Genomic DNA, 15,829 nt, shown 5'->3' with positions numbered 1-15,829 from the left:
GTGACATGACCCTGACCGACGCCATCCGCCGCGCCCGTGACCTGGGCTGCCGGCTACGACGAGAGCGGCACCGGCTGGTGGTCGAGTATCGCGAGCCGCTGCCCGACGACGTGGTCGAGGCGCTGCGACGACACCGGGACCTGCTGCGTGACCGGCTCCTGCTCCAGGACATCCTCGATGCCATGCTCGACGCCGTGCCCGAGGGTGCGGACCCGGAGCGGTGGCGAGCCTGCATCGAGCCGCTCTCCTACTTCGACGACGCCTTCGGCGGCGACCTGGAAGAAGGCTTCCTGTGCGCCTGGTTCTGGTACGCATCGGTCTACCTGCCGCGTGCACCCTTCGACCTGGAGGGCTGGGGGCGTGTCGAGGAGCCCGTCGAGTTTTACCACAGCATCGCGGAGGTCCTGCGGAGCGCCGACCGGGGCCCGAGTCTGGACGTGGCCTTCGACCTGGTGAGGGAGCTTTACCGCGCCTTCGGCCGGGAGACGATGGAGGCCCTGAGCCGGCGCTATTTGTTAACCGAGGAAGCCGATTCTTAGCCGATAAGGCGGACTTGTGAGAGGCGTTCATCGCCTGCGAGGCCCGTTTGTTAACCGGAGGAAGCGGATGCCTGAAAAATCGTGGAAACGCACCGAACGCGCCGTGGCCGCTCGCCTGAATGGCCGCCGCGTACCCGTGACGGGCCGGAGCCGTGGCGACGCGCCCGACGTAGATCACCGCTGGCTCGCCATCGAGATCAAGCACCGCACCCGGCTGCCCGCCTGGATCGAGGACGCCGTGTGCCAGGCCGAGGCCGCCGCACGGGAGGATCAACTACCCGTCGCCATCCTCCACCAGAAAGGGCGCGACCATGACCGGGACCTGGTGGTGCTGCGGCTGGCCGACTTCGAGTCGTGGTTCGGCCCCTGATGTTTGCGCGCAAACACCGGCGGCGGGCTGTGCCGGTGGCCATCCTGCACGAGCGGGGGCGCAACCATGACGGGGGACCTGGTCGTGCTACGGCTGGAGGACTTTGAGTCGTGGTTCGGCCCGTGACGCTCAGGGACGCGTTACGCGTCCAGATAGCGCGATCTCCTGCGATCCGGGGGAGAGTACCCCCGTGAAACGAGAACTCGGTAGAGGCGAAATATGAAAGCGATGGAAGACCCTGACCTGAAGCTCACCGACCAGGTGCCCCGTGCGCTGGTGGCCCGGCTCGACCCTGACGGATGGGACTGGGAGGCGTGGATCGAGGCCGGCGAGCGGGCCACGGACCGGCTGGTCGAGGAGCTGGTGACCTGGGAGGAGGCGGCCTTCTGGGACGCCTTCCTGCGAGCGCTGGAGACGCCGCCCGGATGGGGCTGATTAACCCGGAAAACACACTCGGCGTATGGCCTACTCACGACGAGCACAAAACCTGCGACGTTGCCGCCACGTGTACCCGGAGGGCCACCCGCGGGCCGGGGAGCGGTGCCGGGCCTGGGCCATGTGGGGCCACCCGGAGCAGCTATGTGCGCCGCACGCGGGCCACACACGCGGCAATCAGAGGCTGTTTACCCGCTACGCGTGCCGCACGGTGCCCGTGTGCCGCTGTGCGGCCTACGACTGGCCGCACCGGCCCGGCGGCGGGCTGTGCCGGTGGCCGGACCCGCCGCGGTGGCGCTACGACGTCCCGGCCGGGACGCGGGGCGACGGCCTGCGGAGCATCCTGCCGGCGAGGGCCACCGTGCGGCGTGTCGTCGAGGTTTGAGGCGGCCGGGAGCGGCAAAAATCCTCTTGTCCAGACGCAAACTGTGCAAAAATCCTCATGGCCTGCGTGCACGGGCTCTACAGCAAAGGACCCGTCCCGGCGTGACGCCATCCTCCACAGCGTCGGCGCCAACGCCGAGCACGGCCTGCGCCGCACGGGCGCCGACAAGCGCCGCGCCGTCATGACGTTGCTCCAGGACGAGGAGTGGCGCCGGTGGAGTGACCGGGAGATTGCCCGGCGGTGCAGGGTGAGTCACCCCTTCGTAGCAAAAATGAGAGCCGATACTTGCAACGTTTCAAGTATCAGCACCGAGCGCACCTTTAAGCACTGGCGCGGCGGTGTAACCACGATGGACACAAGCCGCATCGGCGGCGGGGCGTCCGAGGTGCGCCTTGCCGGGGAGGCCATCGAGCTGCTGCGGGCGACGCCGGTGGCGGACGACCCGGCGGTGAGTGTTTGCACGCAAACATTGGGAGCCGTGGACCTGCGCCGGCTGGTGTACCGGTAGGGGGGGTAAAATCTCTGCGACCTGGCCGGGGGGACCGGCGCGGGGGCAGTACGCACACGCGTGCAAATCAAGGGGGGGTGGGGGGTGGTGCCGGGATCGCGGAGGAGATGATCGCGTATCATGCCGCACACGCCCTTCTGGGACGTGAGCCGGAAGCCCTGGCAGCCTGCCATCAGGTTGCCGGGGCTTTTACGTTTCGGGGCAAAATGTTGTCGAAATGTTGTCGAAAGGGAAAAAAGAGAAGCCGCTAAGTCATTGAGACTCAACGGCTTCCGAGGGAAGTGTATGTGCCCAGGAGAGGACTCGAACCTCCACGGCCGCAATGGCCACTAGATCCTGAATCTAGCGCGTCTACCACTTCCGCCACCTGGGCAGAGGGCATAGCAGGCGATGCTTCATCGCCGGACCGTCTGCGGTCTCTTCCGCACCCTGACAGCGGGACGCCGGGTTAACAAACGCCGGTGCCGCGATACGGTTTCGGTGCCCCGGTGCCGTGTCAGAGGACCCCAATCTACGCAGGCGGCTTCCTGTTCGTCAACCCTGTGGCGGTGCGTTGACGCGTTCTTCATGCTGCCGTTTCCGGGGAAAGCAGGAAGGGGGCGATGACGCGTCGCAGAGGGAGAGGGGCGCGCCCCGGTTTTCATGGCGACTTCGCAGAGCCCGCTCTGCCCGGGGGGGCAGGGACGCTTATAATCGAGCACGGCGTAAGACCGAACATGGAGGGACTTTGCCATGATGGAACCGATCGCACGCTGGACACGCCGGATGAGGAGGGTGGTCGTTGTCGTGCTGGTGTCGCTGCCGGTGCTCGGGCCGGCGAGGGCACAGGCACCGCGCCCCGTGCCGTATCCCGTCTTCTCCACGCCGCAGTTCGAGCAGGCCCTCGAAAAGGGGACGCGCACCGAGACGGGGCAGCCCGGCCCGGCCTACTGGACGAACCGGGCCGATTACACCATCCGGGCGACGCTCTCGCCGGATTCGAAGCAGTTGCGCGGGGAGGCGACGGTGGTGTATCACAACCAGTCGCCCGACACGCTGTGGAACGTGGCCGTGCATCTCCGGCAGAACCTTCACCGGGAGGGGGCCATTCGCAACCGGCCTGTTCAGGTGACCGGTGGGATGCACCTGGCCTCGGTCGCCTATGAGGACAGGCCGCTGATCGAGCGCCGGCCCGGGCGCGAGCGCCGTCCGGGTTACGTCGTCGACGGCACCGTGATGTACGTGACGCTGCCGGAGCCCATCCTGCCGGGCACGTCGGCCTCGTTCGCCTTCGCCTGGAGCTTCGAGGTGCCCGAAGCCGGCGCCCCGCGCATGGGGCAGGACGGCGAGGTTTTTTTCCTGGCCTACTGGTACCCGCAGTTCGCCGTCTACGACGACGTCAACGGGTGGAAGGCGGATCCGTACATGGGCAACGGCGAGTTCTACATGGGCTACGGCACCTACGACGTCCGCCTCACCGTGCCCGAGGGCTGGCTTGTCGGCGCGACGGGCGTCTTGCAGAACCCGGAGGACGTGCTCTCCGAGCAGACCCGGGCCCGCCTCTCGATGCTCGACGACACCCACGAGAACGGCGCCGTCATCCATGTCGTGGAGGAGGGCGACCGTGTGGCGGGCCGGTCGACGGCCACCAGCCCAACGGGGATGCTCACCTGGCACTTCCGCGCTGAGGACGTCCGCGACTTCGCCTTTGGCGCGTCGGACCGGTACGTGTGGGACGCCGCCACCGCCCGCGTTGGTGACCGCGACGGGGATGGCCGGGCGGACGTTGCGCAGATCCACGCCTTCTATCGTCCCGGCACGCCGTCGTGGGAGCGCTCCGCCGAGTTCGCCCGCTTCTCCATCGAGCACCTCTCGGAGATGATCATGCCGTACCCCTATCCCCACATGACCACCGTCGAGGGGCTCATCGGCGGGGGGATGGAGTTTCCCATGATTACCCTCATCGGCGGCAACCGCACCGACGAGACGCTCTTCAGCGTGACCTACCATGAGATCAGCCACATGTGGTTTCCCATGATCGTCGGGCAGGACGAGAAGCAGTACACCTGGATGGACGAAGGGCTGACATCGTTCAACACCAACGAGGGGGTGGCCGCCTTCTGGAACATCGACGCCTGGGATCCCGGACGGCAGAGCTATTACTTCATCGCCGGCAGCGGGCGCGAGGTGGAGTCGATGCGGCATGCCGACGAATACCCCGTCGGGTCCCCGGCCCGCGTGATCGCCTCCTACAGCAAGCCGGCCGTGACCCTGCACGCCCTGCGCGGGCTCGTCGGGCAGGAACGTTTCCTGGAAGCCTATCGCGAATATGCCCGGCGCTGGGCGTACAAACACCCGCAGCCCTACGACCTGTTCAACACGTTCGAGGACGTGCTGGGACAGGACCTCGACTGGTTCTGGACGTCCATGTTTTACACCACCTGGACCCTCGACCAGGCCGTGGAGGCCGTCGAAGAGACTGGCGGGGGCGTCCGGGTGACCGTGCGGGATCAGGGGCTCGTCCCGATGCCGGCGCCGGTGCGGGTCACCTATGCCGACGGGGCCGTGGCGGAAGCGACCGTCCCGGTGGACGTCTGGCTGCGCGGGGAGACCGTCACCACGCTCCGGTTCGACCCCGGCACGGTCGCCCGGGTGGAGATCGACCCGGAGCGCTATCTGCCGGACGTGGACCGGTCGAACAACGTGTGGGAGCGGTGAGAGCCGCAGCGAAACATCGGCCCCGGGCCGAAAGTTGAAAAGGCTGTCAAGACCCTTGTCTGGCGGGGGCGAACGTGATTATCTTTGCGTCCGCTTTGCCCGGAAGGGGCAGGGCTTCACTCCTCGGTAGCTCAATGGTAGAGCATGCGGCTGTTAACCGCAGGGTTGCAGGTTCGAGTCCTGCCCGGGGAGCCAAACCTTTTGAGCCAAGGCGCTGATCCTTACGGGGTTAGCGCCTTGGCTTTTGGGGGCGTTCTACAAATGTTCTACAAACTGTGCATTTCGCCTTCATTCGTGGCTGCTGATTGACAAATCGCCACGCTCGAGTCTACCTTACTGATACAGCGCGCTTTTAACGGGAGCGCGCTCTGGCCTGTCGGTTTTCCTTGCAAGGGTTTGCCGGCGGGCCTTCTTTTTTTCCTGGCCCCGCGTCCGGGGCCGCAGGCCTTCGGCCGTCGCTGCCTGAAGCATCTACGCACACGCACACTGCCCGGCCTTCCCTCCGGCACGGCGGCCCTGGCACGCCTGTCGGCGGCGGGCACGCCGGCCTATCGCAGGAGGTGTGGCCGCATCACGCGGCCCAGGACCTGATCGTCTCGCGGCACCCGGTCTGCCCTGTGACATGACCCCTCATCCTCTCGCACGGTGCGGCCCGCGTGCCGCTCGGCCAACCGATGCGCCCGTAGAGCATGGTCAGCACGGCGGTGAGCGTGCTGACCACTGCTGCGCGCGTCTTGTCGATCAACCGTCGCAGGTCGTCGAGCAACGCGCCTGGGGGTGGGATGTCGGGAAGGGTATCGTTCATGGCCCTGGGGTTGGGTTCATCGCATTCGCGGCACGCTTTTAAGAAGCAAGTGCCCGGCGTAGATAGGCCATCAGGCGGGAGACTTCGTCATCCGGGTGCTCAAGGTCGCGTCGGTTCACAACGCGTGGGGCTGGGAGCGGCGTGAGTGGTTCGGCCGGGCCGTGCATCCCTTGCATCCATGCATCGGGGATAGTATAGCTAGACCGCGGCTGTGGATTACGCTCCAATACGGCACCGTGAACGCCTGCCAGCGCAATATCCACCTGCAGCCGCTCGAAACGAAGGTACGGATCTTCCTGCGCGTAAATGGTCCCGGCAAACTGGAACACTGCCGTGAGCACTCCTTCCAGACGATCCTCGTTGAGGATATGCGAGGGAATTGTCCCTGTCCCGCTCAGGTCAGACTTTGTCTCCAATGGTGCGTCAATCAGGATCAGACCATGTTCGTGCACCTCAATCCGCGCCGGCCGCGCTTCCCGCCAGTTCTGCTGTGGTGCCATTCGCTCCAGCACAAGGGCCGTCCCCTGAACACGCGGCACTACCGGCTGACCGTAGTCGATGAGACGATGGTTCGGGTGTTGCGCTGCCGTCATTACGGCATGGTGGAAAGCTGGATCGTCCAGCCGTCGCGGGTCAATCACTTCACCGGCCCGCTCTGGGGCCAGAACAAACCGGAGCGTCTTCTCGTCTGCAGCCCAACCAGCTTGAGAATCGGCGACCGCTCTTGCAAAAGACCGCAGAGCATCGGCATCGGGTGTCATGGCATGTGCGGGTAAAGGTTCGATAGATTTTACGGCTTGCTGGACTTCGGCGGCTAGCGAGTCAGGGTCCGTAAAGGTCCGGCGGAAGTAGCCCGCCACGTAGTCACTCACTTTGGCTACCAGCCGCTCGGCCTCTGCATCCCGCGTTACGCCTTCTTGGACGAACACGCGGACGGGGAGCTTGCGCTGCTGCGCCTCCTGCCACTCTTCCTCCACAACAAGCAACCCAGACGGAGCCGTCCACCCGCCGCGCTCGCCAATAATCAGGATGAGGGCGTCGGACGAGGCGACGAGGTCCAGACATGCCGTCCGCGGCGAATTCCCAAGCGAGGGCCAATCCTCAGCCATCATTGGCTCACTTCCAGCAGCCTCAATGCCTGTACGCGCGGCTTTGCGGAAGGGCTCGAACCCCTCCATTACTGAGCTCACAAATACCTTCGGTTTCATATAGCATCCAACGTCTAGGCAGCTGTCAGCTTGTTCTGAAGCTTCACATAGACGTCTTGGAGCGGCCCTGTATATACGTTGTTAGCAGCATAGAAACGGACTGCATCGGCCGCATCTTCGCGCACATTCAGTCCTTTGGCCGAAAGGCCCGATAGGTGGTGCGTTTCCAGCACCGATCCGAGCAACGCATCAAGGATTACCTTTTGATGGGGTGACGCGCTAATAGGTCCTTTTTTTAGATCAGGTTCTTTCACGGTCTTCAGCGTCATCCCCCCTTTACTAATGAATTTATCCACGACACTGTTGATGTCTGCGCGAAGGTCTTCATCAGAGTAGGCACGCTCTCCCTCGCTTACTTGAATACCCCGCAGCCATCGCTTGCTTTCCGCGTCCAAGAAGCAAGACTCATCAATGGAAGTGCTGCGAAAACCCTTGGAGCGCACGATACGAACGCCATCGGAAAAGCTGCAATTCTCGAAAGAGGTATTGCTGTCAAACTCACAGCGAGCGAAGGTCACATTGGTGAAGCGGCAGTTGCGAAAGGTAATTCCGGAGAAGTCATAGCTGGCTATAGTATTCGTGCCAGAAAACTGGAGACCACTTATGGGGTCACCAACTAACCTGAGTAGCATCTCCGTGCGATCTTTCTTCGGGAGGCCTTGGTGGCGTAGGGCATCAACGGTGAGCAAGGCAATGCGGCTCGCAAGGAGGCGTGGTCCTGGTGAAGCTTCCTTACTATGGTCACCGCGACTAAGCGCCGAGATGATGCGGCTGATTTTTTCGCTCCCGCTGTCCATGCGAACGAGAAGGTCCACGATAGTAGAGGCAAGGTCCTGGAGGGTGCCTAGCCGGGTGTGCAAACCAAGCTTCTCAGCAAAACCAGCTAGCTTTGGCAGCGGGCACTCCATAATCTCCTGCGCGAGCAGAAACGTCCCAATTTGTTCTTCTTTGAAATCCCACAGGTCAGTCTCAGGCTTGTATGAAAGCAGTGGGTGGCTTTTAAACTTCTCAATGCACCGTAATCGGGTAGAATCATCCAAATCATCACGGGTATCCAGCAACACAAGGTCCAATACATCTGTCGAATGTCCGAGGCCTTCAGCAGCGGTGCTGGCAAACAGTTGCATCATCTGCATCTGCTCTTCCGCCGACAGAGGTAGTTCTTGGCGAAGCTCCTCACGCTGGCAAAGAGTCATCATAAGCCAGGGTAAGATCTGCATTTGATTGCTCGGCGTAGAGATAGGATCACCACGCTGTACAGCGTCAGCAACAAGGTTGAGCACGAAGCCACGGCCTGCCAGTTTTTTGTTTTGCTTTTCCAGGGCGTGATAGAGTTGTGCGGCGCGCTCAACCCGCTGGTCTCGTTCCTTCTCTTCTTTGAATCTAATCCCGAAGTAATCCCGAGCTTTAGAAAGGTCAAATGGCTTCATCGGGAAGACTTCGGAGCCTGTTCGCTCTATGAAATCGTCCGCCTCCTCCTTCGAAAGGTTGGTATTCCAAAACGATGTTCGGGAGGTAATAACGACGCGCGTGCCGGTTCGCTTCGCCAGATCCGAAAGCACTTCGAGCACTTCCATTGGGTCAACACGACCTCGATTGCGGAGAATGAACTCGTCAAACCCATCAAAAACGATTCTAAACAAATCGGCTTTGCAGGCGGCATCGAGGAAAGCTTCCTCATGACCTTCGACCCAACCGATTGGGGCATGATGGTACCGAAATGAATGAACAATCGTCTTCCAGAGATCGCTGAGATCCTGCTCTGGCATGGATTGCCATTGCGTAGCGTCTACCATGACCGGAACGAGATCCGCTCCATGTAAAGAGGCAAGGCGGTATACGATATGCCGGCTCATATAGGTCTTGCCCTGACCAGGCTCAGCCAGTACGATACCGAGGGCACCGGAATCTTCGCTTGCCGGCTTTGCCAGGAATGTCTCGACGGGATTAGGATGTCTTAGATAAGATCCGATTCTCGGGTCAACATAATATTGAGGGGCCTGCTCGACCATGCGATGAACATAGGCGTCCAGTTCGTCGCGCATGAAGGAGCGCAAGTAATCCCGAGGTATGTATGGGCCCTGCACACGATCGTAAAGTTTACGCCACCGGCGCAGGCGTTCCGAGACAGCTTTACCAGCCGGATGCACCAAATGCGTCTTTGGGTGGTTGTAACGGCTCATTACTTTCTCCAGCGCCACCTTAGTAATTCTGGAGTGGAGCCAGAGCACATTGAAGGTATCCTCATGCAGGTGTACACGGTAGTGACCTCGGTAGAGGGTCCATTGGCCCTCCTCTGCCTCCGCAGGCTCTGTGTTAATGGTAGCGTGACGGCTGAAGTTGAGTACTTCAGCAATCTCCTTGAAGTCGAAGCTTTCCATGTGTTTCTATTGCTGTTAATGAGCAGCCTTAGCGCGTCCTCAACACCCCGGCCCGCTCGACGAGCCTACCCTCATCCAGATACCCCAGCGTCAATAGCTGCGGGTCCTTGCAGAACGACTCGGCGAAGTTCTTCAACAGCCGCGACTCTTCCAGCACGTCCGCGTCGTTCGAGAGGTGGTCCACGAGCGAGCGGGTGGTGAAGACGATGAGCTTGGCCCGTGCCCGCGACGCCATCACGTTGAAGCGGTTGAGGCTGTAGAGGAACTCGTCCTCCGCCCGGATCAGGTCCGGGTCGCCGAGCCCGAACGAGGCCACGATCACGTCCCGCTGTTGCCCCTGGAAGCGCTCCACCGTGTCCACGGCACCCCAGATGAGGCCGGGGTCGTGGTCAGGGAAGGCGGCTTGCAGCCGCGCTACGATCTTCCCCATCTGCGCCCGGTGCGGCGTCACCACGCCGACGGCCCGGTTCCAGAATCCTTCGGGGTCGTGCGGCCGGCCGGTGAGGGGCTTCTCCCGCCCGTCCTCGTCGAGCTCGCCGGCGAGTTGGCGGTCCACGCGCCCGTAGAACAGCCGGAGCAGCGCGGCCACGGCGTCGGCCTCGAAGGCGTTGGCCTGGCTCGCCACCTCGTCCTCGTAGATGAAGCAGGCGGCGGGCTTCGAGGGGGCGAGCAGGGCCGCCCAGCCGGGCGTCCAGTGCAGCATCGCCGGCCAGTCCTCGGGGCGCTCTTCGGGGAAGCGGCTCGTGAGGAGGGCCAATCGCAGATCCCGGTGGTGGGCGTGCAGCCTCGGATCATACCCCGCCTGCTTCGTGAACGCGACGAGCGTCTGGCACGAGCGGTAGTTCACCTGGAGCGGGCATGGCGCTACACCGTGGTGATGGCGCACATACCCGTAGACACTCCCGACGAGGTGGTCGAGGTCCTGTGGCGGCGTCGCCTGGTGGATGGGCGGGAGTTGCTTGTCGTCGCCGGCGAGGACGAAGGCCGCCTCGTCGGCCGCCTTGCTTACAACGAGCGTGCTCTCGGCCACGTCGAGCTGTGAGGCCTCATCGATCAGCACGAGGTCGAACCACCGCCGCTGCGTCAGGGCCGGCCTAGCTGACACTCGCGGCTTTGACTTGTTCTTCGTCGCCAGGGCGAGGTTGTGCAGCTGCTGCGACGGCCCGGCCACGACGACGATTTCCTCAGGATGCTCTAGCAGCCCTTGCAGCGTCAGCACCTCCTCGGGTGCCCGCGTCGTCTTCACGGTGAGTGTCTCCACATCCGGGTGTGCCTCAGCCTGCTCGACCGGCAGCTCGCTGTACGAGCTCTGGATACGGACGAGCCGGTAGGGCTTCTCCGGCAGGAGCGCGGCGAGGAGCCGATCGGCACCCAGCAGCACGTTGTCCACGGCCGCGTACGTACCGGCGGCGATGAGGAGACGGAGCGGCTTGCCTGCCCGATGCGCCAGCCACACGGCCCCGGCCACGACGGCCCGCAACGTCTGACTCTTGCCCGTCCCCGGTGGCCCCCAGATGAGTGCGAGGCGGCGCGTGAGGGCCGCCTCCCACGCGGCCCACTGCGAATCGTTAAGACGGACGCCCGACGCCTCCAGCGCCGCCCGTGCGGCAGCCACGTCAACGTCCACCTCAGTCTCGGCGAGCACCGGAGCCTGCCACAGGAATTCCGAAGCCGGCGACTCTGGCGACGTCGGGGTCGTGTCGGGCGCGTCGATCCCGAGCGCCCGGAGCGTCGCCTCGTCATGCTGCGCCGACGGTGGTCGCCCGATCCCCAGGAGCGTCGCACGCACCTTCTTCGTGAGGAAGTCCGTGCTCACGGGGTCGAGCATCACGTCCGCACTCAGGTCCACCACGCCCGCCGCCTCCATCTCAGGAACGACGTTCGTGTACCATTGCTTGAGTGCGATCAGCCCCCGCACGCGGTCAATCGCCTCAACGGACACCTGCGTGAGCCCCACCTCCGCCACGCTCCCCGACAGCCGCGCTGGCACGTGGATGTCATGGTCCTTCACGAGCGGGTACGCCGCACCCTGCAGGAAGGCTGGCTGGCTCCGTGGCGAGAGTGCATAACCAAGCGCAGGCGGGCGTACGTTGAACTCCCGTGAGTCCGGGCTGAGCGTATAGACGGCGAGGTCATCCGCCGGAGGCAGGGCATGCTGGCTCGCCGCCGCGAGATGCCGGAGCGCCTCTGCCTTCTCGGCCCCCTCCAATCGACGCACGAGGTGCGCGCTCTTGAACCGCGCCTCCCGTTCATGCGGAGGCATCGCACGCGTGGCGAGCGTATCGAGCTCCTCCAGCGACTTGTTGAGCCGGGTGTACTCGTGCCAGAGCTCGCTGTGCGGCGGCACACCCGTCAGCCGTCGGGGCGGCCGGATCACCGGTGGAGCCGCGGCCCGCGTGAGGTAGGACCCGAGGTCCCGCTCTAGCTGGCTCACCACGTAGGCCAGCGCGGAGAGCTTCTTCCCGGTCGTCTCCCGAATCGTATTGGCCGTGTTCAGCCAGTCGCCCCGGTGCGTCCACATTTCGTGGAGGCGCTCGCCGGGGATGAGGTCGCTCAGCGGCTCCCGGTAGAGCGGGTGTACGCTCGGTGCCGCGACCGGGTCGGGGCGATACGCCTGCACGACGTCCAGCAACGTGTAGTGGTGGGGGACGGGCACCGCCACTGTGTTCTGCACCACGTCCGAGACGAGCGTGAAGGGCGACTTGTGCGACGCGTCTTCAGCGTGTACGAGCAGTTCAGGTGGAGGAAACAACCAGGCCAGATCACGCAGACGGGTGTCCGACAATACGGCCCCAAGGTGGCGGCCCACCACGCGGACCAGGTGCTTCCGCTGCGCCTCGTCCCAGAGGTAGATCTGATACGTACTTCGCTTCGCTTTCTCCGGCTCGTCCGGGTCGCCGCGCCGGCCCGCCTCCACGTCGGCGTCGTCGAGGTGGCGTACCTCGTCGAGGATGCCGCGCAGGGTGCAAAGGAACTTGACGAGTTCCTCCCGTTCGCGGTCGAGGTCGCGCCGGTCCACGAGGAAGACTTCCTGGAAGCCGGTAGGCATTTTGTTATCCACGGCTGCCCAGCGCCGTCGCTTGGTTTCAAGCACCGAGCCGAACGGGAGTGGCTCCTTCCAGAAGGCGCGCAGGCTGAACGCCGCCGTCACGGCGCTGGCAAGGTCGTAGTCCAGGAAGACGTACACGTGTAGGTCCGGCCAGCGTGGCATGAGCGCGTCGCTGCCCGAATCCGGGATCACACCGGCGGTCTCTGTCTGGAGCGACCGCGCCCGGTGCGGGTAGACCGTCCGCTTCGCCCGGAGCGTCGGGCTGGCGTTGAAGGCCACGTCGTCTGCCTCCACACCGGCGAGCGCCGCGACGTTTGCCGCGACGGGCCGGAGCAGCCTGGCGCCGCCACGCGAGAGGCCGGCCACACGCGAGAGGTGATCCTTCTCCTCCGCCGTCGGCCAGCAGTGGAGGGGGTCGTTCAAGAGCTTTCCGCTCGCATCTTTCCAGGGGTACCCGAGGAAATCGCACCCGGCGCAGGCGTAGGAGACGTGCCACGGCAGCTCGTCCCACGGCGTCTGGAGCACATAGGGGAGCTCCTCGCGGAAGAACCGCCGCAGACGCGGCGCGAAGACGTCGAACGGAGCGATCTCAAGATCATCCTCGAGGGCGAGCGCCAGTTCCTCCGCCGTCGGCTCGCGCCCCGCTTTGCGGCACCGCTCCCGAACTTCCATGAGCGCCGATGCCTCGTAACTCCCCGGCCAAACCGCCGGCGTCGCAACGACGACGAAGCGGTCGGTGTGCCCGTACTCAACGAGCCACGCCGCTAGCGCCATCGAGTAGTAGACGACCTCGGCGAAGTAGTGCGCTCCGGGTTCGGCCGTCTGCTTGATGTCGATCACGCGGAGGCGGAGCCGCCCATCGTGTTCGTCGAGCGGGTGCACGTCGCCGCCCGGCAGTACCTCCAGCCCTGAAGCCCCCGGCCCCAGCTCTTTGATCTCCTGCTCCCATGCTGCCCGCTCCCGCATTGGGGGCAACACCTGCACTACATCTGGGAACGCGTTGCCGACGCCAAGCGGCTCGCCCTGCAGATCCCGCAGCTCGTTGAGCCCGATGGCCCGCCTGAACGTGTCCGTGTTCGGATCGAACCGCCCTTCGACGACAAACTGATACGACGTCAGCCTGGATAACACATCCCGGAGGTCCAGCGTACCCGGTCGGTTTCCCTCCCGCTTCGGATTCATGTGCACGTGCTCAGCCCCGAAGACCGTGCCGAGCTCGCTAACCTTCTCGTCCTGCCAGTCGTAGCCGGCCTTGCCGACGAGCCCCAGCCCGGCGCGTACCGTCTGCCGGGGCGGCATCGCCAATTCCCGTCGCTCCTTATCGCCGTAGAGATTCAGCAGAAGCTGGCGCTGGCAGCCCGTTCGGAGATAGAGCGAGATGGCTTTTTTCTTGAGCGAAGGCAACCTAATGCACCGTCTTCAGTTGATCAGGTACTACAAGGTCAACGCCACGCGCATGGCGTCCCAGTTCCTGCGCCACACGGAGTGTCGTACCGCTGCCCATGAAGGGGTCGAGCACCGTGCCTGGCGTCGTTGGTGCCCCGCAGTCACACCCCTCCCAGCCAACGTGTCGCTTCGGGGCAAACGTGAATTCGCGGAAGTAGCCGCCGAGCGCTTTCTTTGCCTCGGCTGCCAATTCCTTCACATGCTCCGCATTACGCCCGGCTCCGTTTTGAAGCGCCTTGCCCTTGCCGGCGTCGGAGATGCCCACAGCGCGAATGGCAGCCAGATGAGCGTCGGTCAGGCCGTGCTGCCTAAACAGTTCCATAGCCCGCACGGCCTGAGGGCGTGATGGGTCGAGCTCGGCCGTCGGCGCCAGGCGTCTCGTGAATGGCCGGCCGCACGAAGTGCAGACGCGCTCGGGGCATGCGACGAGGATGGCGCGGCGGGCCAGTTCGGGCGGAAAGGGGGCAATGTGATCGCTCCGGCTGCGAGCGGGATGCAGATCCCAGACATCGCCCGGGTTCGCACTGCGTCCCAGGTCGGCGGAGAGGGCGAAAAGGTCGAAGAAGTAGTGCGTAGCACGCCTGGCGAGGGTGAGATGAAAGATGGCCTCATGCCGGCTCGCCAGCCGGTACGGACGCGGCTCGGGTCGCCCAACGGATTTCGTCCACACGATGTGGTTGGCAACGTTCCAGCCGGCCTGGCGCACAGCGACCTCGAACCGCGCCGGGACACCCATCAGGAACCCATCCCGGTATGTATCGCCGAGATTGACGAAGACGGATGCATGGGGCCGCAGCACATGCCGCCAGCCATCGAGCACCTCGACGAGCGCCTCGACGTAGGCTTCCGGCGTTGGCTCCTGACCGAGCTGCTTAGGATGCCCATAATTGCGCCGCCGCCAGTACGGGGGCGACGTGACGATCAGGTCCACGCTGGCTTCCGGCAGAAAAGACAGATCGCGCGCATCCCCCGCCTGCCACTGCGGTGGCTGCGCAGGCAGGTGAGGCAACGGCGCTCCTCCCATCATCCCATCTGATCCCGACTCAATGCAGGATAGCACGTCAGGGCGAGTATTCACTGCGTTGTTATCGGCCTCAGGAGATGCTTCAGCGGGTCGTTCGACCATTCGTTAGGTTATTCCATGGTGCCGTGATGCATGGCGCAAAACCTAGAAAAAAATTTACCCCTGGTCAATGCATCAGGCGACAAGTGGAGCAGTACGAACCTTGCGGCGGTCCTGGCACGCGCGTCCGCAGCGGGCACGCCGGCCCATCGCCGGCATCGGAAAAGCAAACCGGCACCAACCCAACTTGCGGCACCCGATCCGCTCCGTGCCCTGCCATCTCATCCTCGCGCACGATGCGGCCCGCGTGCCGCTCGGCCAACCTGCCGCCTGCCTGACAGCCGAGTGCGCGGCCAGGCCCTCTGCGCCTCTCCGCGACTGATCCCGAAGGCTCCTCGCACGCGGCGCCGGGCCGAGACAGAACCGTCCCCGCGCCGCTGCCCGCACCTCTCCGCTTCCCCTACCGCCGCTGACCGGCCGGGCTGACGCCCCGCCGAACCCATCTCGTCCTCGCTGACGCTCGGGCTCTGTCTACTTCCATCACCGGGGGGCTTTTTCAGGATACGCCCGTGCTCGCTCCAGCAAGGTCGTTCGTCCTCGGTGCTCCCTTCCGCGCTGCGCTTGTGCAGGTCCGCGCCTGCGGGCGCTCCACCTTGCCTCCGCTGTGCGCGGGCTGAAAGGGGCATTCAGCCCCCCGGTTCAGTTTTTTTTCTTCACCTGCCACGTCGTTGCCATGTCTGTCCGCTCTGCTCTTTCGTCTGCGCCGGTGGTAGGGTTCTCGGGTTCGCGTTCGCCGTCGGCGGCGTGCGTGGCGGCGGTGCGGGCGGTGCTGCCGCTGGTGCGGGGTCGGGTTGTGGTCGGGTGTGCGCGGGGCGTCGATGCGGTGGTGCGGGCGTCGGTGCCGGTGGCGCGGCTGCGGGTGTTTCGGGCGTCGGCGTTCGGG

Annotated in this window: 12 protein-coding genes and 2 tRNA genes; 7 read left to right on the top strand and 7 right to left on the bottom strand. The window is 64.4% G+C overall.

Annotation, left to right across the window (positions count from 1 at the left end; genetic code table 11):
• The first annotated feature begins 5 nt into the window (after nucleotides 1-5).
• The 5 genes from GQ464_RS02360 (at nucleotide 6) to GQ464_RS18980 (ending at nucleotide 2,237) form a co-directional block, all read left to right on the top strand.
• A complete protein-coding gene (locus GQ464_RS02360; protein ID WP_166979883.1) occupies nucleotides 6-539 on the top strand; it encodes a hypothetical protein in 534 nt (177 codons plus the stop codon).
• 67 nt (nucleotides 540-606) lie between these two features.
• Nucleotides 607-909: a hypothetical protein gene (locus tag GQ464_RS02355; RefSeq protein WP_166979885.1), complete on the top strand. Its 303-nt coding sequence runs from the start codon at nucleotides 607-609 to the stop codon at nucleotides 907-909.
• Between the two features lie 228 nt (nucleotides 910-1,137).
• On the top strand, nucleotides 1,138-1,344 hold the full coding sequence (locus GQ464_RS02350; protein WP_166979887.1) for a hypothetical protein: 207 nt from the start codon (nucleotides 1,138-1,140) through the stop codon (nucleotides 1,342-1,344).
• A gap of 211 nt (nucleotides 1,345-1,555) precedes the next feature.
• Nucleotides 1,556-1,729: a hypothetical protein gene (locus tag GQ464_RS02345; RefSeq protein WP_228350527.1), complete on the top strand. Its 174-nt coding sequence runs from the start codon at nucleotides 1,556-1,558 to the stop codon at nucleotides 1,727-1,729.
• A gap of 43 nt (nucleotides 1,730-1,772) precedes the next feature.
• A complete protein-coding gene (locus GQ464_RS18980; protein ID WP_228350526.1) occupies nucleotides 1,773-2,237 on the top strand; it encodes a hypothetical protein in 465 nt (154 codons plus the stop codon).
• A 288-nt stretch (nucleotides 2,238-2,525) separates the two neighbouring features.
• Here GQ464_RS18980 and GQ464_RS02335 read toward each other — a convergent pair.
• Nucleotides 2,526-2,610 (bottom strand) — tRNA-Leu (locus GQ464_RS02335).
• Nucleotides 2,611-2,969: 359 nt separating this feature from the next.
• Here GQ464_RS02335 and GQ464_RS02330 point away from each other — a divergent pair.
• Nucleotides 2,970-4,934 carry a M1 family metallopeptidase gene (locus tag GQ464_RS02330; protein WP_166979891.1) on the top strand — a complete coding sequence of 655 codons (1,965 nt, stop codon included), beginning with the start codon at nucleotides 2,970-2,972 and terminating at the stop codon, nucleotides 4,932-4,934.
• Between the two features lie 120 nt (nucleotides 4,935-5,054).
• Nucleotides 5,055-5,129 (top strand) — tRNA-Asn (locus GQ464_RS02325).
• A gap of 376 nt (nucleotides 5,130-5,505) precedes the next feature.
• On the opposite strand, the gene GQ464_RS02320 is transcribed toward GQ464_RS02325, so the two are convergent.
• The 6 genes from GQ464_RS02320 to GQ464_RS02295 all read right to left on the bottom strand — a co-directional run.
• Nucleotides 5,506-5,739 carry a hypothetical protein gene (locus GQ464_RS02320; RefSeq protein ID WP_166979893.1) on the bottom strand — a complete coding sequence of 78 codons (234 nt, stop codon included), beginning with the start codon at nucleotides 5,737-5,739 and terminating at the stop codon, nucleotides 5,506-5,508.
• 38 nt (nucleotides 5,740-5,777) lie between these two features.
• Nucleotides 5,778-6,947, bottom strand: a complete 1,170-nt coding sequence (locus GQ464_RS02315) for a DUF4062 domain-containing protein (RefSeq protein WP_166979895.1) — start codon at nucleotides 6,945-6,947, stop codon at nucleotides 5,778-5,780.
• Between the two features lie 14 nt (nucleotides 6,948-6,961).
• The gene (locus tag GQ464_RS02310; RefSeq protein ID WP_166979897.1) at nucleotides 6,962-9,328 is read right to left on the bottom strand and encodes a pentapeptide repeat-containing protein; all 2,367 of its coding nucleotides are present in this window, start codon (nucleotides 9,326-9,328) and stop codon (nucleotides 6,962-6,964) included.
• A gap of 28 nt (nucleotides 9,329-9,356) precedes the next feature.
• A complete protein-coding gene (locus tag GQ464_RS02305) occupies nucleotides 9,357-13,781 on the bottom strand; it encodes a DEAD/DEAH box helicase (RefSeq protein ID WP_166979899.1) in 4,425 nt (1,474 codons plus the stop codon).
• A gap of 1 nt (nucleotide 13,782) precedes the next feature.
• Nucleotides 13,783-14,754, bottom strand: a complete 972-nt coding sequence (locus GQ464_RS02300) for a DNA-methyltransferase (protein ID WP_228350525.1) — start codon at nucleotides 14,752-14,754, stop codon at nucleotides 13,783-13,785.
• An 831-nt stretch (nucleotides 14,755-15,585) separates the two neighbouring features.
• The coding region (locus GQ464_RS02295) for a hypothetical protein (RefSeq protein ID WP_228350524.1) at nucleotides 15,586-15,829 on the bottom strand (244 nt) is incomplete at its 5' end.

It is taken from the genome of Rhodocaloribacter litoris (genome assembly GCF_011682235.2).
GTDB classification, from domain to species: domain Bacteria; phylum Bacteroidota; class Rhodothermia; order Rhodothermales; family ISCAR-4553; genus Rhodocaloribacter; species Rhodocaloribacter litoris.
This window is presented reverse-complemented; position numbering and strand designations above follow the sequence as displayed.

Excerpts from the sequence above, each read along its gene's own strand:
- GQ464_RS02360 (WP_166979883.1), top strand. The coding sequence starts at position 6 with ATGACCCTGACCGACGCCATCCGCCGCGCCCGTGACCTGGGCTGCCGG.
- GQ464_RS02355 (WP_166979885.1), top strand. The coding sequence starts at position 607 with ATGCCTGAAAAATCGTGGAAACGCACCGAACGCGCCGTGGCCGCTCGC.
- GQ464_RS02350 (WP_166979887.1), top strand. The coding sequence starts at position 1,138 with ATGGAAGACCCTGACCTGAAGCTCACCGACCAGGTGCCCCGTGCGCTG.
- GQ464_RS02330 (WP_166979891.1), top strand. The coding sequence starts at position 2,970 with ATGATGGAACCGATCGCACGCTGGACACGCCGGATGAGGAGGGTGGTC.
- GQ464_RS02320 (WP_166979893.1), bottom strand. The coding sequence starts at position 5,739 with ATGAACGATACCCTTCCCGACATCCCACCCCCAGGCGCGTTGCTCGAC.
- GQ464_RS02315 (WP_166979895.1), bottom strand. The coding sequence starts at position 6,947 with ATGAAACCGAAGGTATTTGTGAGCTCAGTAATGGAGGGGTTCGAGCCC.
- GQ464_RS02310 (WP_166979897.1), bottom strand. The coding sequence starts at position 9,328 with ATGGAAAGCTTCGACTTCAAGGAGATTGCTGAAGTACTCAACTTCAGC.